This is a genomic window from Pseudomonas sp. R3-41 (genome assembly GCF_054161485.1).
In genome coordinates this window covers 6063958-6086315 of the sequence record NZ_CP096421.1, presented here as the reverse complement: position 1 = coordinate 6086315, position 22358 = coordinate 6063958, and the positions used below count along the sequence as shown (strand labels likewise).

General features: G+C 55.7%; 18 protein-coding genes and 1 pseudogene. 5 read left to right on the top strand and 14 right to left on the bottom strand.

Annotation, left to right across the window (positions count from 1 at the left end; all coding sequences use genetic code 11):
- Positions 1–12: 12 nt before the first annotated feature.
- Complete coding sequence (locus tag M1D99_RS26285; protein WP_458131008.1) at positions 13–618, bottom strand: hypothetical protein; 606 nt, start codon at positions 616–618, stop codon at positions 13–15.
- Between the two features lie 341 nt (positions 619–959).
- Between M1D99_RS26285 and M1D99_RS26280 the strand changes: the two genes are divergently transcribed.
- The gene (locus M1D99_RS26280) at positions 960–1859 is read left to right on the top strand and encodes a DUF808 domain-containing protein (RefSeq protein ID WP_458131007.1); all 900 of its coding nucleotides are present in this window, start codon (positions 960–962) and stop codon (positions 1857–1859) included.
- Here M1D99_RS26280 and M1D99_RS26275 read toward each other — a convergent pair.
- From M1D99_RS26275 to M1D99_RS26260, 4 genes are read right to left on the bottom strand one after another with little or no spacing between them, the layout of a single operon-like run.
- The gene (locus M1D99_RS26275) at positions 1856–3337 is read right to left on the bottom strand and encodes a hypothetical protein (RefSeq protein ID WP_458131006.1); all 1482 of its coding nucleotides are present in this window, start codon (positions 3335–3337) and stop codon (positions 1856–1858) included. The genes M1D99_RS26280 and M1D99_RS26275 overlap by 4 nt on opposite strands.
- Positions 3337–3882 (bottom strand): hypothetical protein, encoded by a 546-nt coding sequence (locus tag M1D99_RS26270; protein ID WP_458131005.1) that lies wholly within the window; start codon positions 3880–3882, stop codon positions 3337–3339. Before M1D99_RS26270 ends, M1D99_RS26275 begins: the two co-directional genes overlap by 1 nt.
- Entirely contained in the window at positions 3866–6046 is a 2181-nt protein-coding gene (locus M1D99_RS26265; protein ID WP_458131004.1) for a hypothetical protein, read from the bottom strand. The genes M1D99_RS26270 and M1D99_RS26265 overlap by 17 nt, the downstream gene beginning before the upstream one ends.
- A gap of 4 nt (positions 6047–6050) precedes the next feature.
- Complete coding sequence (locus tag M1D99_RS26260) at positions 6051–8138, bottom strand: hypothetical protein (protein ID WP_458131003.1); 2088 nt, start codon at positions 8136–8138, stop codon at positions 6051–6053.
- 150 nt (positions 8139–8288) lie between these two features.
- Here M1D99_RS26260 and M1D99_RS26255 point away from each other — a divergent pair.
- Positions 8289–9062: pseudogene (locus M1D99_RS26255) on the top strand (calcium:proton antiporter); the annotation flags it as partial.
- 154 nt (positions 9063–9216) lie between these two features.
- On the opposite strand, the gene M1D99_RS26250 reads toward M1D99_RS26255, so the two are convergent.
- The 3 genes from M1D99_RS26250 to M1D99_RS26240 form a co-directional block, all read right to left on the bottom strand.
- The gene (locus tag M1D99_RS26250) at positions 9217–10575 is read right to left on the bottom strand and encodes an 8-oxoguanine deaminase (protein WP_434572578.1); all 1359 of its coding nucleotides are present in this window, start codon (positions 10573–10575) and stop codon (positions 9217–9219) included.
- A gap of 265 nt (positions 10576–10840) precedes the next feature.
- Positions 10841–11527 carry an SDR family oxidoreductase gene (locus tag M1D99_RS26245; protein ID WP_186707956.1) on the bottom strand — a complete coding sequence of 229 codons (687 nt, stop codon included), beginning with the start codon at positions 11525–11527 and terminating at the stop codon, positions 10841–10843.
- 25 nt (positions 11528–11552) lie between these two features.
- The gene (locus M1D99_RS26240) at positions 11553–11903 is read right to left on the bottom strand and encodes a MerR family transcriptional regulator (RefSeq protein WP_186707958.1); all 351 of its coding nucleotides are present in this window, start codon (positions 11901–11903) and stop codon (positions 11553–11555) included.
- 81 nt (positions 11904–11984) lie between these two features.
- On the opposite strand from M1D99_RS26240, the gene M1D99_RS26235 reads away from it, so the two are divergent.
- Positions 11985–12419: a hypothetical protein gene (locus tag M1D99_RS26235; RefSeq protein ID WP_434572575.1), complete on the top strand. Its 435-nt coding sequence runs from the start codon at positions 11985–11987 to the stop codon at positions 12417–12419.
- A 53-nt stretch (positions 12420–12472) separates the two neighbouring features.
- Here the strand turns inward: M1D99_RS26235 and M1D99_RS26230 are convergent, their stop codons facing one another.
- From M1D99_RS26230 to M1D99_RS26205, 6 genes are all read right to left on the bottom strand, one after another.
- Complete coding sequence (locus M1D99_RS26230) at positions 12473–13399, bottom strand: ABC transporter permease (protein ID WP_458131002.1); 927 nt, start codon at positions 13397–13399, stop codon at positions 12473–12475.
- Positions 13399–14505, bottom strand: a complete 1107-nt coding sequence (locus tag M1D99_RS26225; RefSeq protein ID WP_186730121.1) for an ABC transporter permease — start codon at positions 14503–14505, stop codon at positions 13399–13401. The genes M1D99_RS26230 and M1D99_RS26225 overlap by 1 nt, the downstream gene beginning before the upstream one ends.
- An 11-nt stretch (positions 14506–14516) precedes the next feature.
- Positions 14517–16070, bottom strand: a complete 1554-nt coding sequence (locus tag M1D99_RS26220) for an ABC transporter ATP-binding protein (protein WP_458131001.1) — start codon at positions 16068–16070, stop codon at positions 14517–14519.
- Positions 16071–16605: 535 nt separating this feature from the next.
- Positions 16606–17187 (bottom strand): IMPACT family protein, encoded by a 582-nt coding sequence (locus M1D99_RS26215; RefSeq protein ID WP_186707968.1) that lies wholly within the window; start codon positions 17185–17187, stop codon positions 16606–16608.
- Positions 17188–17194: 7 nt separating this feature from the next.
- On the bottom strand, positions 17195–17845 hold the full coding sequence (locus M1D99_RS26210) for a TetR/AcrR family transcriptional regulator (RefSeq protein ID WP_186707970.1): 651 nt from the start codon (positions 17843–17845) through the stop codon (positions 17195–17197).
- A gap of 206 nt (positions 17846–18051) precedes the next feature.
- Positions 18052–18972, bottom strand: coding sequence for a LysR family transcriptional regulator (locus M1D99_RS26205; RefSeq protein ID WP_434572569.1), 921 nt, complete (start codon positions 18970–18972; stop codon positions 18052–18054).
- 123 nt (positions 18973–19095) lie between these two features.
- Here M1D99_RS26205 and M1D99_RS26200 point away from each other — a divergent pair, with 123 nt between their 5' ends.
- Positions 19096–20445, top strand: a complete 1350-nt coding sequence (locus M1D99_RS26200) for an omega-aminotransferase AptA (RefSeq protein ID WP_060739305.1) — start codon at positions 19096–19098, stop codon at positions 20443–20445.
- 60 nt (positions 20446–20505) lie between these two features.
- Positions 20506–21999: a CoA-acylating methylmalonate-semialdehyde dehydrogenase gene (locus M1D99_RS26195; RefSeq protein WP_434572567.1), complete on the top strand. Its 1494-nt coding sequence runs from the start codon at positions 20506–20508 to the stop codon at positions 21997–21999.
- Positions 22000–22358 lie beyond the last annotated feature (359 nt).

The following is a 22358-nucleotide window of genomic DNA, read 5'->3' as shown; positions in this document are numbered from 1 at the left end:
TTGATCTCTGGATTAATTTTGCCTTGGGAAATAGAAGTTCAAGCTAAGATCCGGATCATTTGCGCATACCTCTAAAGCGAAGTCTTTAAGAGTTTTCATGGATTTTTTCACGTAATGATCGCGGGGGTGAGGATCTATGAAGGTTTCGATGTTAGAAGATGTGATTTCTTGAGTTTTTGGATGTACTAAATTATTCCTTAGCTGGAATGTTTCAAATACGCCTTTCGCCAATAGGTCGCTTGGATGTTCTCCAAACACTGTGAGGAATATTTTTTCAAGTTTCTTAGAAATAGGTAATCTTTCAATTTCTGCTTTGTAATATGGTTCACCCAACCTCCTCACGCCATAGAAATTGAGAAAGCCTTCCATTGCTAGACATGCGTAGAGGTGAGTCGACGTAGCAGCACGATATGAAGCTTGGTGCAAATCAGAGGTTAGGTGAAAGACGAGGCTCTCACAGGTGTGCCCCTTTTTTTGGTGCCGTTTTTCGGATTTGGTAAGTCTCTTAGTCAGGGTGGCGTAGTCGCTATAGTAGTGCCATGCATTCTGATGGTGTGACATGTACGCGCTGTTCCATGCGCCGCTCTCGGCCATGCTGTAAATTTCCGTTTTTTTCATTTTATCTTCATCAAAAATATTCTAGGTAAGCATGATTTATTAGTTTTTAATATATTTCAATATGTAGCAAATATTTTTTTGCAGATGTGAGCGACTAATCTCTAGTCATCTTCGAATGGTGGAAGATCGAAACTTGGTAAAAATTGAAGCGGAGTTTGTTGCAGTCAGTGACGATATCCCCACGGTGCATTGAGTAATCGCGTGACCGGACTTGCTGCTATGGTATGCGTTTGGGAGAATTGGCTAGCCCCCTGCACCCGCTAGCAAACCGTCTATCAACTTGCCAATCAGAACGTCCGGCCGCCACTGATGTCTAGGGAGTGGGCCCAAGGAGGTAACTGATGGCGAGCAGTTTTTTTGCATTATTTGACGACATAGCAACGCTGCTGGACGACATCTCCGTGATGAGCAAGGTGGCGGCAAAGAAGACGGCGAGCGTCCTCACCGATGACTTGGCAGTGAATGCGGAGAAGGTGGTTGAACTCAAGGCGGATCGTGAGTTGCCGGTGGTGTGGGCCGTTCTGAAGGGATCGCTTGTTAACAAGGCCATCCTGGTTCCTTTGGCGCTTGGGCTGAATTACATCTCTCCAGTGATCGTGCACGGGCTTCTGGTCATCGGCGGCATATACCTCTGCTATGAGGGCATCGAGTCTTTGATTGAGAAGCTTACTCCCAAAGATAAAGGGGATGGTGCGCGCAAGGTGAAGGTGCTCAGCGATGAAGAGGCGAAGAGGTATGAAGCCAAGAAGATCAAAGGCGCAATCACTACGGATTTCGTGTTGAGCGCTGAAATCGTAGTCATCACGTTGAATGTTGTATCTGAAGCGCCTTTCCTTCAGCAAGTCGCAACACTGAGTCTGATAGCCCTGTTGGTCACATTTGGTGTTTACGGCCTGGTCGCCGGCATTGTCCGGATCGATGACCTGGGGTTACGCATGAAGAAAGTCACCACCCATGGCGTCTTCGCGCAAGCGGTACGAAGCGTAGGGGGAGGGCTTATTGCTGTCGCACCCAAGCTGATGAAATTGCTGTCATGGATAGGAACAATAGCGATGTTCTTCGTAGGCGGATCGTTCATCGCACAAGCCATGTCAGAGGCACCAAGCTGGTTGATTCCTGCGACCCTGAAACTTCATCTGCAAGGATACCTTCCCGAGGCGGGCATTGGAGTGATTGCAGGCGTCATTGTTGTAACACTTGTGCGCTTGGCACAAAGTCTACGAAAGGAGTCGCAAGCCTAAAATTTATGTTGAAGCGCGATTGTCTTGAGTGCTTCAACATCTGCTTGCATCTCTTCAAAGCGTTTCAACATATGATTTGCGAACTCAAGATCCACTTGGTTCGACAACATAGCTTTGCGAACTTCATAACGCATAGTGGTGAGATCTTCAAGCTTGTCATCCAATTGTTTGAGATGTTGTATCGCCTCCTCATAGGTGTCGAATTTTGTACTGAATTTGTATGCATTATTGAAATACGTATAAAGTGACTCTGGGCTTCCATGTCCGGTTTTTGCTGCAACAATCGCACAGATACTATGGCGAATACCTTCGTTCCAGATAGCAGCAACATTGGGATTTTTCGTCGTGCGTTGCATCTCTAGAAGAATTTCAATGGTGATAAATCTATGCCTGAACATCGATAGGCATAATTTGACATTGCCTAATCCAGCTGCAACAACTAACCGGGAAAAATCCCGTGTGAGTGAATCCTCATCAAGCGGGGCTCCATCTTCGGTGAGTAGTATTGACTGGGCTGCACTAGGGTGTAACTGTTTCTCACCAAAAACGGCTAAAAAATCAGTTCGTGCTTTTAGATACTTTTCGAATCTATTAGCTTCAGCAATTGAGATAGGGAATTTTCTTAGTGGGAGTTCATTGTCTCTAGTTTTACCAGTTGGAAGGTATAAGGCAAGTTCGTTAATAGGGTCGGTGTTCTTGTCTATTGGAATATTGCAAAGCTCCATTGGTCGAAGCCCGCTAATTTTAAACATGTGGATAGAAAACATTCGACGTTCATACATATATACTTTTTTTAACTGCTTTGGACTCGCTGTGTCGATTTGTTTGTCGGAAGGAGGCTCTGGTAAAGTTCCATAGCACCTCACAAAGATTGTATCTCTGAGTTGGCTAATATACTCATCTGGAATTGGAATCTTGTCCCCTTTTGGCGCGACCGCTGATGGCATGCTGGCGTGTGTATACGTAGTGCGCCCAGTCTTGGGGTTTCGACCTATGGTGACGTGTATCTGTGCACCGGATGACTCGTCCCCAATAAACGTTGGATCGACATTTAGTATAACATTTGCTTGAATCCAGCGTAAAAAACGAAATATGGTTTGTAGTATGGCAATAGTCTGATTGTTGTTTCTGCGGTTGCCACTTATCCCGTTCTTAAAAGATGTCTCTTTTTCGAGATAAGTAACCAGCTTGCTGATGTCTTCATCATGTAAATTTAAAAGCTCTATGCGATATTTGTAACAGTGCCTTAGTAGGAATGATAAGTGTGAGGCGTAAGTACGACAGGTTTTAGTTCTGTCGTGGTTTCCTTTCTTCCTGCTTTGTTGTCGCAGCCACTCATTTGCTAATGCGCATGGAGCACCATTTGGCCACGTGAGGTGGTAGAGACGACTATGCGTACGGTAGTTCACGAAGGCAGGATCGCGATAGCCAACTGTTGATGGAATTTTCACGCCTTCGGTTTCACGAAAAAGTTGCATTAGGATTTACCTCCGTCGATTATCTTGAGGCTCGTAGATTCCTCATATCGAACAGGGTTGGCAAATGTCGTCATCTGTAGCGCCTTTGATTGACTAAGCGCTTGTACTAATCTTTTTCTAGACAGATCTGGTAAATTCGGATCGGACTCTGCGATGGCTCTGATTTCACGGAACAAGGAGAAGTAGGCCGTTTCATAGCGATGCATATGTCTCGACATTTCCTCCAAGAGTTGATCTGTGTTGACTGTCTCACAATCTGTTTGATAGTCTACAGTTGATCTATAAGCATCTTCCCTAAGCCGTAATATATGATCCCAAGCAGCGCCTTGACCAAGTAAGTGGATTGGAAGACTAATCGTCGAGCAATACTTTTTTAAGCTGTTGTAGGAGATTGGTTTGAATTTCCCCGGAATTTCTAAAGCACAGAATGCTTTCGTGTTCTCCAGCAGTTTTATTTGCTCTTGGGTCGCAGTAATTTCTCTGTTTTTTACCTGATATAACCATTCAAAGCGCTCAACAACCTGAGTGCTAGTTAGATTTTTCATCAGCTTTGTTTCCAACTATAATTGCAATTTCGATGTCCATGTCCTGAACGTCCTTGGCTCGTAAGCCAACCATGTAGTGCTGAATACTGAATTCCCCTGCTGCTAACATTCTCTTGACCGTATCGTGATAGTCATCCGCCGAGACGCCGGAAAGGCTCTTGACGTTATGAATTTCACAAACCCTTTTATATAGAGTCGCTGTGCCTGGATTTTTTCCTTCATCCAGACGGTTAGCTCCAAATTCTATCAAGCGGGACGCAACAGATTCCGCCTCATAACCCTGTAACTCTTCTCCGCGAAAAGTGTCTTCGTAATATGCCTTCGTATGCTCGGCATCCCCGTGGCCCACATACCAGCCGATAGCATCCAGTACATGGCTAGTCTCGTGACGGTAGATCGTGTGAATGAAGAACCGCCGTAATTCGTGAATTCGTACGTACCATCGGCGCCCAACGTTATCCACTGGGGTCTCGACAATATCTGAGAACGTATCCATAGCGCGTGCCACACGGTGCTTAAGATGTTTGCCATCCGAAAATGGGAAATATTTAGTGGATGGAAAGTAAAATAGTTCGTCGGCATGAGCACTAGTATCCTGATTAATCTCCTTCAGGTTTTCTCCAAGATGCTGCAATTGACCGATTGCTTGTCCGACGATAGATGGGATAGGCCTCTGGATCAGCGGGTTGACGCCATGGGTACCCCTTTTACCGGCCGAATGCTCAAGCCATAGCCCCTCGTCGAAGGTTGATAGGAGCAGCGAATTCCTTGCTAGTCGGGCCAATTCGCTTTCACGTATTGGTTTGAGCATTCCTATTAATGTCGCACATGCCCCGATGTAGCCTTCGACCACTTGGTGGAATGACATTTCCCTTGGATCTATACTTCTGTGGGCTCTAAGTTGACGGAATTTAATATTCAGGTCTGTCGTTAGAGATCTTGACTCCAGACCTTCGATTTCAGTTGAACGCCATCTGACGCATGTTGAATTGTATAGTTTGTCTAGTGCCCTAGAGCGTGAGCTGCGATCTAAGCTATCATATAGCTTGATTTCCGTTGCGTAGAAAAGACATGCGTTGATAATGTCGTCCCCGTAGAGTACCACCCATTTGCAAGCTTGTCGTAAGAGGTGCAATCCGATACCAAGTCGCAAAGTGTTGTGGTGTTTCGATGCGGTTGTATTGGCCTTGAATGTTAAAAGAACTTCCGGGGTGCTAATTTTTATTGGCGGAAAGAGCTGCGGCAGAAAATTGTGTGAGGCGAAGATTGCATAAAGAAGATCAATTTGATCCTTGAAAGATTTTTTTGTCGGGCGGTGATTTTTAGCTTCTTCGAGCGTTGTGGTATTCTGGCTGTGATAATTCGCCCGGGGGCGAGCATTGATTAGAAGTTTCGGATGTGACAACGCCGGTTCAAACTGTCGAAGGAATACACGTATTTTAGGGTCGTGATGTAACTGTTGGGATTCACATCCGATTAACTCACCAAGCTTAATGCGAGAAAGCGTGCCGTTTACTTTTGTGTCACCACGCTGATGAGCTTTGGTGTACCATTTGTTAGCGGAGAAAAATCGAACTGCTTCTTTTAAAAAATCTTTCGGAAGATCAAATGGGTAATTCAGTAGTGGGGCTAATTCAGTATTTGAGTGCGTTAAAGTATGAATGCCTTGTATCATGCGGGGAATATATTGGAGTGCTTCAGTCCAGCTGCCGAGCGACAGATCGCTCATAAGGTTAGCCAAGGCGTTATCATCTAGGCGCATGAAACCGTACTTTGTAGGTTCATACTTGTCTTCGTACAGAACTAGCCAAGAACAAACTTGGAGGGAGGCGGCAACATACTCTCCCCAACGTTGGGTTTTTACGCTGTAGCGCATCGGATTGTTGCGCATCATTGCCGCCATTTGCTGCACGGTGTACAGCATTTGTCTATTGCATGGGTCGCAAAGATTCGTTCCATCTGGAAGGGCGTGTGTAAAGTAAACAGTCAGTTTCTTCTTTCGACCATTATCCTTCACAACCCAAAAGCTGTCGCCCATTGCGCCTTGGAGCAGCCATGGCTTCGCTTCAAGGTCAGCTGCTGGATACATTAGGCTGTTAGCGTTTGCGAGTAAACGTTGTATTTCCGCTGCCTCGTCTACAGGTTTTGCCGTGTATCTGCCCATAGATTCAGTCCTTGTAGAACGCCGTGGCTGTGCGAAATCGCTGCAAGAATTCACCAGCTATTTTACAGGCGCGTTGGTGAACGAGTTTGAATTCCAAACTAGACTCGCCTTGTAGTTCTATATTTGCCGAGAAGTCCGAAGCCGAGTCGGCAGGGTTTTCAGCTACGCATCTCATTAGCCGAGCCAATGCAATGAGCTTGGCTTCCTCTTCTTCCAAATCGTCTAGGGCTGCATGATGCGGCTGGTTGTCTAATAAGCTTTCATAGGCGTACAAAGCTGCCAATGAATCGGGCTTCAGGTTAATGAATAAGACTTCTGAAGGTGGACTCTTATCCTTGCTTCCGAATCGCTCTTCAATCGCTTGGGTGAAGGCGTCTCCCTCCCGTCCTTCAGTCAACATACTTTTGACAAACACGGTGATTTGGTCGAGCGAGGTAAAGTCTGATGCTGGTAGCAGCCAGGGTGTTCCAGCATTTGCGACAATCACCAGTTTCTGGTGGAATCGCCGGATAAGGCGTTCGCACCAGCGCTCGATTATCCATGGCGGTATGTAGGAGCTAAGGATCGCTTGTATTGTATTGCCCAATTTCTTCGCCATTGCCTCAAGGCTGCCTCTGGCTAAAAATTCAAGAATACCTTCAGTGTTCCGTATGTGTGAAAGCGTGAATGTGTTCGGTTTTACATCTGGTGCCTTTTCTCCAAGATGTATTGCGTCATAAAGATTTAAACCTGATCCTCCGTTTAACTTCGTATCAATATCCATGGTGGTTCCCATATTCAACCTATGAGATACCAAAAATAGGTAGCGATACCGTGCGTCATGAGAATTTAGCAGTTTTGTTCTGATTATCTGTGTCGCTTGAATTACATCCTCCATGACCATCTCTGACATGGAGGGGAGGGAAGAAAATTTCCTGCTCTGAGCCCGCGCTTTTTCGACGCTGAAAACTACATTTTCGTTGATAGTGATGCTGTAGAAGCTGTTGCCGTCATCGTCTATCAATTTGGCTTGTTGAAGCGGCATTGAATTGAAAACAGGATTCTCCGTAGTGAGCAATACGGCGGCGGCAGAGCAATCCCTTATAGATAATAGCCCTAGCAATCTGTTCAGTATTTCTGTCGCCTGCATTCGGTCATCATTCCCGACACCGGCAATCTTGCGTAATGCTGGTCCAATTAGTTTTCTGAAATCTTGTGAAGATTTCAATCTTTTAAAAAACCTATACCGTTTCGCTAGACCTGTAAATGAGATGTGAGTTAAGTTTGGGTCGTTATGCAGGTAGTAATTAGCGACCGCCAAGAACCAATTAATTCCGTTCGGTGATCTTGGGTCGCAGATGCACGGCTTATTTCCAGGCCCGAATTTGCCAGATGCTAGTACTTTTTCTATTTGTTCTTTGCTAATAGAATTTATGAGTTCTTGCCCGTTAGCATGGGCTGCTTTCATTTTGACCCAGTAATCATAACAACCATCGCGAACTGCCGATGACGCGATTTTTAGTTTTGACTCAATTACATCGATGTATTCCTCGTCAGATAATGCGAAAGTTTGATCAAATAAATATATCTGAGGGAGTGTTTTGTTCTTGAATTCAACTCTCTGCCGGCTCTCACCAAGTACAGTTCGCGTCTCACTGTCCTCAAATCCGATTGTCGATCCTCTCATCGACAAAGTGAGGATCGGCACCGTCCAAGGCATGTGCCCGTCAACCTTCAACTGCTGATACAAAGCTCGTGCTGCGGGCCACGATGACTTGCGACTCATAAATGAGGCGGTGGAGTGGTCGGTGTCTGTCAGGTGGTATGTAAAATGGGCGAGGCAGAAAGGCCTCCACTCCTTTTCTGATTTTGGAAGCCTGCCTCCCCAACTCGCCATGAATTTGAATTTGCGCTTCAATCCCTCGATATATCCCAACTGGGATTCAAGGGCTGCGCCTTCGCTCATCTGCACGGTGCTATTGCATAGGACCAAAACGTCTTCGATATGAACGGTTGGTGGGAAGGTGGCCGTAGCAATCCGCCACCCTGATCCCTTCAAAAGGTCGGGCATTCGGAATTGGATTTGGCCTTCTTCGGCTAGACGATATTGCATCGACAGCATCCTCCCACTTGGTAGGGATTGAGCCTAGCTCCAGGTGGTCAGGTGTCAAATTTAGGTATCAAGAAAATTCAATTGATTCGTTTAAGTATCTGAAATAAACGGATTAATACGAAAATTAAGTTTTGACATGTCTAGAAAACGGTGATGCTCGACATCAACGGCATCCTCGGGCTCGCGGCGCTGATGGGCGGGATCAAGCATGGCGAGCAGGTCTATAACGACGATTCGGCGCGCACCTACAGCGTGATGATTCTCACGGCCATGGGCGTGTCGATGGTGGTGCCGGAGTTCATCCCCCGGGATAGCTGGAAAACCTATTCTGCCTTCACCATCGGCGCGATGATCGTGTTGTACACGCTGTTCCTGCGCATGCAGGTCGGGCCCCACAGTTACTTCTTCAGCTACAGCTACCCGGAAAAACGCCGCAAGAAAGAACCGGTGGAAAACGAACCAGAACCTATCAGCCTGACGATTTCCATCAGTGCGCTGGTGTTTGGCGTGGTGGTGATCGGTGCGTTGGCTGAAGTGATGTCCAAGGCCATCGACCTGGGGCTGGAAGGCTCGGGTGCTCCGCCCGTGGTCACGGCGATCCTGGTGGCGGCGATCTCTGCCGCGCCGGAAATCCTCACCGCCCTGCGCGCGGCCCTCGCCAATCGCATGCAGGCGGTGGTGAACATCGCGCTGGGGGCGTCGTTGTCCACCGTGATCCTCACCGTGCCGGTGATGGAAGCCATGGCCCTTTACACCGGCCAGCCTTTCCAGATGGCGATGACACCGGTGCAGACGGTGATGATTTTCATCACCCTGATCGTCTGCGCGATCAACCTCAACGATGGTGAAACCAATGCCATCGAAGGCATGACCCATTTTGTGTTGTTCGCGACGTTTATCATGTTGTCCCTGCTGGGCCTCTAGAAGAGCATCGCGGGCAAGCCTTGCTCCCACAGATCACTGCAAGTCTGTGGACTCATGAAAAACTGTGGGAGCAAGCCTTGCTCCCACAGATCAATGCAAATCTATGGGATTCATGAGAACTGTGGGAGCAAGGCTTGCCCGCGATGGCGTTGGGTCAGGCGCCGGCGATCAATTCCCGCGCCGCCTGGCTGTGATCGGCAATCAAGCCCTTCAAGTCCAACCCCTCGACTTGCCCGTCGATCACCCGCCATTGCCCACCGATCATCACCCGATCCGCCCGGTCCGCGCCGCACAGCAGCAGGGCCGAGACCGGGTCATGGCTGCCGGAGAAGCGCAGCTCATCGAGCTTGAACAGCGCCAGGTCGGCCTGTTTGCCCACGGCCAATTCGCCGATATCGCTGCGCCCGAGCAGTTGCGCCGAGCCCCGGGTCGCCCAGCCCAGTACGCGCTCCGGCGTGATCGCTTGCGCGCCGTAGCGCAGGCGCTGGATGTACAGCGCCTGGCGGGTTTCGAGGATCATGTTCGAGGCATCGTTGGATGCCGAGCCGTCGACACCCAGGCCCACGGGTGCGCCGGCGGTGGTCAGCTCCAGGGTCGGGCAAATGCCCGAGGCCAGGCGCATGTTCGAACTGGGGCAATGGCAGATGCCGGTGCCGGCGGCACCGAGTCGGGCGATTTCGTCAGGGTTGAAGTGAATGCCATGGGCCAACCAGGTCCGAGGGCCGAGCCAGCCGACGCTGTCCAGGTAATCCACGGTGCGCAGGCCGAAGCGTTGCAGGCAGAACGCTTCTTCGTCGAGGGTTTCGGCCAGGTGCGTGTGCAAGCGTACGTCGAGCTTCTCCGCCAACTCGGCACTGGCACGCATGATCTGTGGCGTGACCGAAAAAGGTGAGCAGGGCGCCAGGGCAATCTGGATCTGCGCGCCGTCGCCGCGCTCGTGGTATTCGGCGATCAAGCGCTGGCTGTCGTCAAGAATCACCTCGCCCTGCTGCACGGTCTGTTGCGGTGGCAGCCCACCGTCGGCCTCGCCCAGGCTCATGGAACCACGGGTCAGCATCGCCCGCATGCCCAGCTCACGGACACTTTGCACTTGCACGTCGATGGCATTTTCCAGGCCCTGGGGGAACAGGTAATGATGGTCGGCCGCCGTGGTGCAGCCCGACAGCAGCAACTCGGCCAAGGCCACTTTGCTCGCCAGGGCGAGTTTTTCCGGGGTCAGCCGCGCCCACACCGGATAGAGGGTTTTCAGCCAGGGGAACAACGGCTGGTTCACCACCGGCGCCCAGGCGCGGGTCAGGGTTTGGTAGAAGTGATGATGGGTGTTGATCAACCCCGGCAGGATCACATGCTCTCGCGCGTCGAAGACGTGGTCACAGGGCTGGGCGGGTTGTTGGCCGGCGCTCAGCAGTTCGACGATCACACCGTCCTGCAGGACGAGACCGCCACGGGCATCGAGGTCGTTGGCCGTGAAAATGGCGAGGGGATTTTTTAACCAGGTACGGGTCGCAGGCATGGTGGCCGGCTCCTCTGAAAGTGGGTTCAGGTTAGCCAGCTCAGTGATGCCCTGTCTGCTGATCCAGGGTCGCCCATTGGATAGGGCGAGGTGCGGAGTTTACTCAGGTTGTGTTGCAGTTTTCCAGAGTTCGCCGAGATCAAATGTGGGAGCGGGCTTGCTCGCGAAGGCGAGGTATCAGGCGATATCGATGTTGAATGACAATCCGCTTTCGCGAGCAAGCCCGCTCCCACAGGGTTATGGGGTTTCACAGGGTATCGGGTGGTTACCAGGGGATTGTTTCGCCTTTGTAATTGACGAAGTGATGCCCACCCTTGCCGGCGAAGGCATTCACTTGGTCGATCAGCCCACGGGTGCTGGTCTCGACATCAAGGTCCGCGCCTTCGCCGCCCATGTCGGTTTTCACCCAACCCGGGTGCAGCGACAGTACCGTCAATGACTGTTCGCCCAGTTGGCTGACGAAGCTGTTGGTCATGGAGTTGAGCGCTGCCTTGCTGGCCTTGTACAGCGCCAGTTCCGGCGCGTCGGGCATGGTCACGCTGCCCAGCACTGAACTCATGAATGCCAGCACGCCGCTGCCGTCGCGGATCTGGCCGACGAAGCGCTGGGCCAGGTTGATCGGCGCCACCGCGTTGGTGAAGAACAGCTGGCCGACTTCGGCCAGCGTCGCGCCGCCCGGGCTCTGGTTATCCGGGCCCTTGACCCCGGCGTTGACGAACAACAGGTCGAAGGTCTCGCCCTTGAGCTGCTGGCTCAAGGCGATGACGGCTTGCTGGTCGTCCATGTCGAGTTTTTCGATCCGCACCGGGCCCAGCGCTTTCAAAGCCTCGGCGTTCTGCGGGTTGCGCACGGTGGCGGTCACGTTCCAGCCATCGCTGAGCAGCGTCTTCACCAGGCCGAGGCCCAGGCCCCGGGAGGCGCCGATGATCAATGCGTTTCTTGCCGAAGTCATGAGGGGCATCCTTGAAAGAATAAGGTCACGGGTTTAATGGACAACGTTGCCCGAGCCGTTGTTTCAGCTCTTGACGCAACGCGTCGAGTTCGGTCATGCGGGTTTCGATCAGGTTCAGCTTGTCTTGCAGCAATTGCGTCACGGCGCAGTCGGGGTCGGGGGCGTTCCACAGGGCGGCGACGCTCGCGCCGATCTCGCCCAGGGTAAAGCCCAGGCGCTGGGCGGTCTTGATATAGAGCACCAGTTGGACGATGTCGGCGGGGTAGTCGCGATAGCCATTGGCGCTGCGCGATGCTGCGATCAGGCCACGTTGCTCGTAGAAACGCAGCGTGTCTCGACTGACGGCGCAGGCTTGGGCTAATTCACCGATACGCATTGCGAAGCTCCAGAGGACTTGACCTTGGAGCATACCCCAGGCTTTAGCCTCTTTGCTCCTCGATTATCTGGAGCAACGTGTATGTGGAGTTCGATGCAATATCGCCGGGTGGTGCTTGGCAGCGCCTGGTACGACCTGATCGTGTCGGCCGCGCTGGCCACGCCGTGGAGCTTTGCGGCGGTGCATGGCGTGTTGGTGAGCATGACACAGCTCTTTGACCTGCCTGGGGACCTGCCACCGTTTGCGCCGGCGCATGTGCTGATGGTGAATCTGATGGGCTCGATTGTCTGCGTGTGGTCGGTGCTGCGGATTCGTGATCCGCAGGCGCTGTATGGGCGTTATGACGCGGTGGGGCGGTTTCTGTTCTCGGCCTGGATGTTGTATGCGCTGCTTCATGGAGCCAGTGCGGTGTTGTGGGTTTTCCTGTTTTTCGAAGTGGTGTGGGGCGTCATGCAGATGCTGCCCGTCCGTGGCGAGGGAGCTTGCTCCCGCTGGGGGGCGCGGCACCCCTCATAGGCAGGCGACTGCTGCGCAGTCGAGCGGGAGCAAGCTCCCTCGCCACAGGGTTCTCAATGCCCCGCCTGCCAAGGCTGCCCCAGGGACACCGGCGCATACAGTCGCGTGCGCACGGCATCCCGGGACAGCAACACCAGCACCAAAATGGTCGCGGCATACGGCAGCATTGCCAACAGGCTCGACGGAATCGCCAACCCCAATCCCTGGGCCACCAGGTGCAGGATGCTGGCGAGGCCGAACAGGTAGGCGCCCAGCAGCAGGCGCCACACCCGCCAACTGGCGAACACCACCAGCGCCAGGGCGATCCAGCCGCGCCCGGCGCTCATGTTCTCGGCCCACATCGGCGTGTAGGCCAGCGACAGATAGGCGCCGGCCAACCCGGCCATGGCGCCGCCAAACAGCACCGCCAAGGTCCGCACCCACAACACCGGCAGGCCCATGGCACTGGCGGCATCGGGGTTCTCGCCGACGGCCTGGATGATCAGTCCGGCGCGGCTCTTTACGAACACCCACGCCACCAGCGCAAACAGCGCAAAAGAGAGGTACACCAGCAGGTCCTGGGCGAACAGCATTCGTCCGATCAGCGGGATGTCACTCAAGTAGGGAATGGCCAGCGGCTCGAAGCCGGCCAACGGCTTGCCGACCCAGGCCGCCCCGACAAAGCTCGACAGGCCCACCCCGAAAATCGTCAGCGCCAGTCCGGTGGCGACTTGATTGGCGTTGAACACCAGCGCCACCAGCGCGAACAATGCCGACAACAGCATCCCCGCGGCCATTGCCAACAGCACGCCGAGCCAGAGGTGGCCGCTGTTGAACGCGACGATAAAGCCAATCACCGCGCCGAACAGCATCATCCCTTCCTGGCCCAGGTTCAGGACGCCGCTTTTTTCGCAAACCAACTCACCCAGGGCCACCAGCAGCAGCGGTGTGCCGCAGCGAACCATGGCATAGAAAATATTGCTCAACAGGTCGATATCCATCACAAGGCTCCTGCCTGTACCGCGGTGGTTCGGGCGCGCCGAGTCCAGCGCAGGTTCAGGCGTGGCCGGTAGAGAATCAGCACGTCGCAGGCCAACAGGAAAAACAGCATCATCCCCTGGAACAATTGGGTGATTGCCTGGGGCAGGTTCAGCGACATCTGCGCACTCTCACCGCCGATATACAGCAGGGCCATCAACAGGCTGGCAAACAGAATGCCGATCGGATTGAGGCGCCCGAGGAATGCCACGGTAATCGCCGCATAGCCATAGCCCGGCGACACCTGCGGCACCAGTTGGCCGATCGGCCCGGCGACTTCGCAGACGCCGGCCAGACCGGCCAGCGCACCGCTGATCAGCAGCGCCAGCCACACCAGCGGCTTCTGGCGAAAGCCGGCAAAACCAGCGGCGCGGGCATCGAGGCCCAGCACCTTGATCTGAAAGCCAACAAAGCTTTTCTGCAGCAAGACCCACACCGCTACCAGCGCCAGCAGGGCGAAATACAGCCCGGCATGAACCCGGCCATCGTCCAGCAGCAACGGCAGGCGACTGGCCTCGCCGAACATCGCCGACTCGGGGAAGTTGAACCCCGCCGGGTCTTTCAACGGCCCGTGGACGCAAAAGAGCAGCAGGTTCAGGGCGATGTAATTGAGCATGATGCTGGTCAGGATCTCGTTGGCGTTGAAGCGCGTGCGCAGCCACGCCGTGAGCGCTGCCCAAGCCGCCCCGGCCAGGGTGCCGGTCAGCAGGATCAACACCAATGCCCAGCGACTCTGCACGTCGATGATGTTCACCGCCACGGCACTGCCGGCCAGGGCGCCCAGCAGCAATTGGCCTTCGGCGCCGATGTTCCAGATCCGCGCCTGATAGGCCACTGCCAGGCCGAGGGCGCAGAGCAGGATCGGCAAGGTCTTGATCAGCCATTCGGACACGCCGTACAGGTCGCTGATCGGGGCGATCAACAGGGTGTACAACGTTTGCAACGGGTCATGCCCAAGGGCGATAAACAGCAGCGAGCCGCAGCCCAGGGTCAACACGGCGGCCAAGAGCGGCGAGCACCAGAGCATCAGGCGCGATTGCTGGCCGCGGGGTTCGAGAGAAAGCAGCATGTGGAACTCCGTTAAACCGGCGCGGGGGCAGGGGATTGAGGGGCGTCGAACTGGCCGGCCATCCAGGCGCCGACGTCGCTGAGGCGGGTCTCGACGGTAGGACGCAAGGCCGACAGGCGCCCGCCGCACAAGGCACCGAGACGGTCGCTGATCTGGAACAGTTCATCGAGGTCTTCGGAGATCACCAGGATCGCCGCGCCCGCGTCGCGCAGGGTGATCAGGGCGCGATGGATGGTCGCTGCCGCGCCGACGTCCACGCCCCAGGTCGGGTGCGCGGCCACCAGCAGCTTTGGCTGTTGAAGGATTTCCCGGCCAAGGATGAATTTTTGCAAGTTGCCCCCCGAAAGGCTGCGCGCAGGGGTTTTGGTGTCGGGTGTCTTCACGCCAAAACGACGGATGATCTCCTCGGCCAGGTGTTCGACCTTGCTGCGTCGAACCAGCCCATGGCTGACCAGGCCCTGTTGGAAGGCGCTGAGCAAGGCGTTATCCGCCAGGCTCAGTTGCGGCACGGCGCCATGGCCCAGGCGTTCGGCGGGGACGAATGCCAGGCCAAGCCGGCGACGAGCGTCGGGGCGCAGGTGCGCTACGGGCTGGCCGCCGAATCGAATCGTTTCGCCTTGCTGGCGGGGAAGCGGCGTTTCCCCACTGAGCAACGCCAGCCATTCGTCCTGGCCATTGCCCGCCACCCCGGCGATGCCGACGATTTCGCCGCTGCAAACCTCAAGGTCAATGTCCCGTAACGAGCAACCGAACGGGTCGGGGTTGTGCCAAGACAGCTTGTTGATGTGCAGGAAGGCTTTGTCTGCGCTGACCTTGGGGTACTCCGTAATCAGTCCTGCGGCCTCGCCAACCATCAGTTGCGCCAACTCTCGGTCCGAGCAATGCGCCGGGGTGCAATGCCCTGAGACGCGTCCGCCACGCAGCACCGTGGCGCTGTGGCACAACGCGCGCACCTCCCCGAGCTTGTGACTGATAAACAAAATGCTGCAGCCCTCGCTCGCCAGGCGGCGCAAGGTCACGAACAGTTCTTCGGCTTCTGCGGGCGTGAGTACCGAGGTCGGTTCATCGAGAATCAACAGCCGAATGTCTTGCATCAGGCAGCGAATGATCTCTACCCGCTGGCGTTCGCCAATCGACAGGCTGTGGACCAGCCGCTGCGGTTCCAGGGCCATGCCGTAGCGCCGGGAAACTTCGCGGATCCGGGGCTCCAGTTGCGCTGGCGTACCGGCTGCCGCGCCCATCGCCAGGGCAATGTTCTGCGCAACGGTGAGGGTTTCGAACAGCGAGAAATGCTGGAACACCATGCCGATGCCCAGGCTGCGAGCTTGGGCCGGGTTACGCAGGTTGACGCGCTGGCCTTGCCAGATCACCTCACCCGAATCGGCAGCGGTGACGCCGTAGATAATCTTCATCAGGGTGCTTTTGCCCGCACCGTTTTCCCCCAGCAGGGCGTGGATTTCGCCGGGCTGGATGCTCAGGTCGATGGCGTCGTTGGCCAGGCAACCGGGGTAGCGTTTGCTGATCTTGCGCAATTGCAGGCGCGCGATGGAGTCGGGGTTGGACATGACAGGCTCGGGCCGATGGACAGGAATGCCCGTGGATAAAGCAATTTCCTGGCCATCAGGTCAGGAAATTGCCTTGAGTGCCGTTGCTGAGGCCTTCCGCGTCAGGTCTGAGCATCTGTAGTGGGGAAATTCTGCACCGCCTTGGCGCGCACGGGTCTGGCCCAGGCAGTGGTTTGCCCTGAAATGGGTGGTCAAAAATTGAACAAGCGGCTGTGAGCCATGTCCTTCATGGGGCGGAAGGAGCCATGAACGGGTTATCCACAGCTTGCTCCACAGTTATTGTGTGCAAGCCGGAAACTCGGGCATAAGCACTGCGAGGCTTTCTTCTAAAGGTGATAAACCGCCGCAAGCGGTTGTTTTGTGGATGGATTTGTCGTTTCTGCAGGACTTTGGCTGAAAAATGAGCAACCCGCTGAAACCCGCATGACAGAAGGGTTACAGAGGGATGTGCTCAGGTTATCCACAGTCGGGTGCACAGTGGATGTGGGCAAGTTGAACGATTGCGCGATGCCCTGAAAGATTGCAGCCTGCGAACTCAACGCTCCAACAGGATCCGTCCACGGCTCAGGTCGGCCAGTTGCGTTTGCAAGGTTTCGATGTGGGCTTCGCCCACGGCCAATTGCAGGTCCACGCCGTTGGCGGTGAAGCGCTCTTCATTCACCAGCCCACCGCACTCGGCGACGCGCAGTTTCACCAGGGGCAGTTCGGCGAACCCGCAACTACAGTGCAGCGGCACGCGGCTGATCAATTCGATTTTCTCAGCGTTTTGCAGGCACTTGTTCGCGCCGCCGCCGTAAGCCCGGGCGAGCCCACCGGTGCCCAGTTGAATCCCGCCATACCAGCGAATCACCAGCACCACGACCTGATCGCAGGCCTGGGCTTCGATCGCGGCCAGGATTGGCCGCCCGGCGGTGCCACCCGGCTCGCCATCGTCGTTGCTGCGGTACTGGTCGCCGAGTTTCCAGGCCCAGCAATTGTGGGTGGCATCCAAGTCGCTGTGCTGCTCGATGAAAGCCTGGGCATCGGCGGGGCTGGTGATGGGCGCGGCGAAGGTAATGAAGCGGCTTTTGCGAATTTCTTCGCGGTGCTCGCAAAAACCGGCAAGGGTAAAGGGCATGGCGATCTTAAAGAGTGGGTGTCAGGCCGCAGCCCTTGAGAATGATGCGGATCAGGTTGTCGCCTGCGTCGATCATGTCTTGTTTGGTCAACTTGCTGCGACCGGTCACGCGACAGATCTGGGTGGCGAAGTCGGCGTAATGCTGGGTGCTGCCCCACAACAGGAAGATGAGATGCACCGGGTCGATCGGGTCCATCTTGCCGGCGTCGATCCAGGCTTGGAACACGGCGGCCCGGCCATTGAACCAGGCACGGTAATCCTGGTTGAAATATTCGGTCAGGCATTCGCCCCCGCTGATCACTTCCATGGCGAACAGTCGCGAGGCCTGGGGCTGGCGGCGAGAGAACTCCATTTTGGCGCGGATGTAGCGGGTCAAGGCTTCGGCCGGATCATCCTCGGCGGTGAGGGTGTTGAAGGTGCTGTCCCACAATTCGATGATGTTGCTCAGCACCGCCACGTACAGGCCGAGTTTATTGGTGAAGTAATAATGCAGGTTCGCCTTGGGCAGCCCGGCCTTGAGGGCGATGGCATTCATGCTGGTGCCTTTGAACCCGTGGCGAGCGAATTCATCTTCGGCGGCCTTGAGAATCGTCTCTTCGTTCTTTTGACGAATGCGGCTGGTGGGCTTGCCACCGTGGGCAGGGACTTCAAAGGTCATGGGCGTTTCCGGGCTGGGTCTGTGGGCAAGCAAATGCGTTGATAGCGCACCGGCATCGATCCGACAAGTGCCATCACACTAAAAGCTTCTTGGTGGCGATCATCTGGTCCCCTGTGGGAGCGGGCTTGCTCGCGAAAGCGGAGGTCCATTCAATACAGGTGTCGACTGATACAACGCCTTCGCGAGCAAGCCCGCTCCCACAGGGGTTAACGGGTGGCTGCGAGGCTCTCGAGAAAACTCTCCAGCACCAAGTGAGGCCGGCGCCCCTTGCGCGTGACCGACGCCAGACTCAAGTCATAGAACCGTGCCCCAGGCTTAAGGGCCCGCAACCGACCTTGCTGGACCCAGAGGTTGGCGTAATGATCGGGCAGGTAGCCGATGTAGCGCCCGGTAAGAATCAGGAACGCCATGCCTTCGCGGTCCGATGCACTCGCGGTGCAATTAAGCGCCTGGTAGTGGGCCTGGATCTCGGCCGGCAGGCGGAACGTCGGGGCGATGGCGTCCTGGCTGTTGAGGCGTGCGTCTTCAAGTTGTTGGTCATCGACATAAAACAATGGATGCCCGACCGCGCAGTACAGCAGCGAACGTTCACTGTAGAGCGGTTGATATTCCAGCCCGGACAGGGCACTGGCCTGGGGCACCACGCCGACATGCAAGCGACCGTCGAGCACGCCTTGCTCGACTTCGTTGGGGGCGATCATGCGAATCTGGATCTGCACGTCGGGCCCGCGCTCTTTCAGTTGCGCCAGGGCGTGGGTGATGCGCATGTGGGGCAGGGTGACCAGGTTGTCGGTGAGGCCGATGGTCAACTCACCGCGAAGATGCTGGTGCAGCCCGTTTACCTCGGTGCGAAAGCTTTCCAGTGCGCTCAATAACTGCAACGCCGATTGATAGACCTCGCGCCCTTCTTCGGTCAGGGAAAACCCCGCGCGCCCACGTTGGCACAGACGCAGGCCGAGGCGCTGCTCGAGGTCGCTCATCTGCTGGCTGATGGCCGAGCGGCCGATGCCCAGTACGGTTTCCGCGGCGGAGAATCCACCGCACTCCACGACGCTGCGAAAAATGCGCAGCAGGCGAATATCAAAGTCGCTGACCTGGGCCAGAGGATCGGGACGACGAGCGCTCATAGTTTAGTGATCCGCCGACTGAAGGTTACAAAAGTTGGATTTCATTGACTTTATCGTCGTGGCAACTTAGCTGCAAGAACGCCTTTCGATCCCCTGTCGCTTATGACCTGCGAGGTTTTGTCGATGAACATGCCCGAACACGCTGCCGGTTCCCTGGCTAGCCAGCTCAAGCTGGATGCCCACTGGATGCCTTACACCGCCAATCGCAATTTCCAGCGCGATCCGCGCCTGATCGTCGCTGCCGAAGGCAGCTGGTTGGTGGATGACAAGGGGCGCAAGGTCTACGACTCGCTGTCGGGCCTGTGGACATGTGGCGCCGGGCACACCCGCAAGGAAATCCAGGAAGCGGTCGCCAAGCAACTGGGTACTCTCGATTATTCGCCGGGGTTCCAGTACGGTCATCCGCTGTCATTCCAACTGGCGGAAAAGATCACCAGCCTGACCCCGGGCAACCTCAATCATGTGTTCTTTACCGATTCCGGTTCCGAGTGCGCCGATACCGCAGTGAAGATGGTCCGCGCCTACTGGCGTCTCAAGGGCCAGGCGACCAAGACCAAGATGATTGGCCGTGCCCGTGGCTATCACGGTGTGAACATCGCCGGCACCAGCCTCGGTGGTGTCAGCGGCAACCGCAAGCTGTTCGGCCAGGCCATGATGGACGTCGATCACTTGCCCCACACCTTGCTGGCCAGCAACGCCTATTCCCGTGGCATGCCGAAAGAGGGTGGCATCGCCTTGGCGGATGAGCTGTTGAAGCTGATCGAACTGCACGATGCGTCCAATATCGCTGCGGTGTTTGTCGAGCCGATGGCAGGATCGGCCGGCGTATTGGTGCCGCCTGAGGGTTACCTCAAGCGCCTGCGGGAAATCTGCGACCAGCACAGCATTCTGCTGGTGTTCGACGAAGTGATCACCGGTTTCGGCCGCACCGGTTCGATGTTTGGTGCCGACAGCTTTGGCGTGACCCCGGACCTGATGTGCATCGCCAAGCAAGTCACCAATGGCGCGATCCCCATGGGCGCGGTGATTGCCAGCTCCGAGATCTACCAGACCTTCATGAACCAGCCAACGCCCGAGTACGCAGTGGAATTCCCCCACGGCTACACCTACTCGGCACACCCGGTGGCCTGCGCGGCGGGCCTGGCGGCGCTGGACCTGCTGCAGAAGGAAAACCTGGTGCAGAGCGTGGCCGAAATCGCCCCGCATTTCGAGAATGCCTTGCACGGCCTGAAGGGCGCGAAGAACGTCATCGACATCCGCAACTACGGCCTGGCCGGCGCGATCCAGATCGCCGGGCGCGATGGCGATGCCATCGTGCGTCCGTTCGAAGCCGGCATGGCGTTGTGGAAAGCCGGGTTCTATGTGCGGTTCGGCGGCGACACTCTGCAGTTCGGGCCAACGTTCAACAGCAAGCCACAGGACCTGGATCGCCTGTTCGATGCAGTCGGTGAAGTGCTGAACAAACTCGACTGACGCAATCTTTTAACAACGGGTGCCCGGCCACGGGCGCCTGTGGATAATCCTGGAGTCCCCATGAGCCTCATCCCGCATTTGATCAATGGCGAACTGCTGAGCGACAGCGCTCGCACCGCCGATGTTTTCAATCCGTCCACTGGCCAGGCCATTCATAAGGTGCCATTGGCTGATCGTGCGACTATCCAGCAGGCCATCGATGCCGCCAAGGCGGCTTTTCCGGCCTGGCGCAATACGCCAGCGGCCAAGCGCGCCCAGGTGATGTTTCGTTTCAAGCAATTGCTGGAGCAGAACGAGGCGCGTATCGCCCAGTTGATCAGCGAGGAACACGGCAAGACCTTGGAAGACGCAGCCGGTGAGCTCAAGCGCGGCATCGAAAACGTCGAGTTTGCCTGTGCAGCGCCGGAAATCCTGAAGGGCGAATACAGCCGTAACGTAGGGCCGAACATCGACGCTTGGTCAGACTTTCAACCTTTAGGCGTGGTGGCGGGCATCACCCCGTTCAACTTCCCGGCGATGGTGCCGCTGTGGATGTATCCGCTGGCGATCGTCTGCGGCAACTGCTTCATTCTCAAGCCGTCCGAGCGTGATCCGAGTTCGACGCTGCTGATCGCCCAGTTGTTGTTGGAAGCCGGTTTGCCCAAGGGTGTACTGAGCGTCGTCCATGGCGACAAGGCTGCGGTGGATGCACTGATCGAAGCGCCGGAAGTCAAGGCACTGAGTTTTGTCGGTTCGACGCCGATTGCCGAGTACATCTATGCCGAGGGCACTCGCCGTGGCAAACGTGTCCAGGCGCTGGGTGGGGCGAAGAACCATGCGGTGCTGATGCCGGATGCCGACCTGGACAATGCCGTCAGCGCGCTGATGGGCGCGGCATACGGTTCATGCGGGGAGCGTTGCATGGCAATTTCGGTGGCGGTGTGTGTCGGCGACCAAGTGGCAGATGCGCTGGTGTCCAAATTGGTGCCGCAAATCAAGGCGCTTAAGATTGGCGCCGGTACGTCTTGCGGGTTGGACATGGGGCCGCTGGTGACCGGTCAGCATCGGGACAAGGTCAGTGGCTATATAGAAGAGGGCGTGGCGTCAGGCGCTTCACTGGTGGTTGATGGTCGCGGCTTGAGTGTGGCCGGACATGAGGAGGGGTTCTTCCTTGGTGGTTGCCTGTTCGATCGCGTGACCCCCGAGATGCGTATCTATAAGGAAGAGATCTTTGGGCCGGTGCTGTGCATCGTCCGGGTCAATAGCCTGGAAGAGGCAATGCAACTGATCAATGATCACGAGTATGGCAACGGCACCTGCATCTTCACCCGCGATGGCGAAGCGGCGCGGTTGTTCTGCGATGAGATCGAAGTCGGCATGGTGGGCGTCAACGTTCCATTGCCGGTGCCAGTGGCCTATCACAGCTTTGGTGGCTGGAAGCGCTCGCTATTCGGCGACCTGCATGCCTATGGCCCGGACGGCGTGCGTTTCTATACCCGTCGCAAGGCCATTACCCAGCGTTGGCCGCAGCGTGCCAGCCATGAGGCTTCACAATTCGCTTTCCCCAGCTTGTAATTGGAAGTGAAGAGGCCGGCGCCCTTGGGCGCCGGCCTCTGTGTTTACGGGGCTTTTTGGCTGATATGACAGAATTGTTAAAATAGGTGTTGACGGCAGATTCTGGAAGTCTATAATTCGCCCCACTTCCGGCGCAGTCGAAACGGAAAACTCCTTGAGATTCAATGAGTTGAGTAGGTTTCGAAGGTGTAGGGCTTCAGTTCATCGAAGCTTGGAAAGGAGCAGGTAGAGCGGTGATGTTTGGCTCTATCGGCGGTTCGATCTTCTCGGTCGAAAGCGGTGAAAAAGAGGTGTTGACAGCAGCGAGTAACGCTGTAGAATTCGCCTCCCGCTAACGAGAGATCGGAAGCGCAAGTGGT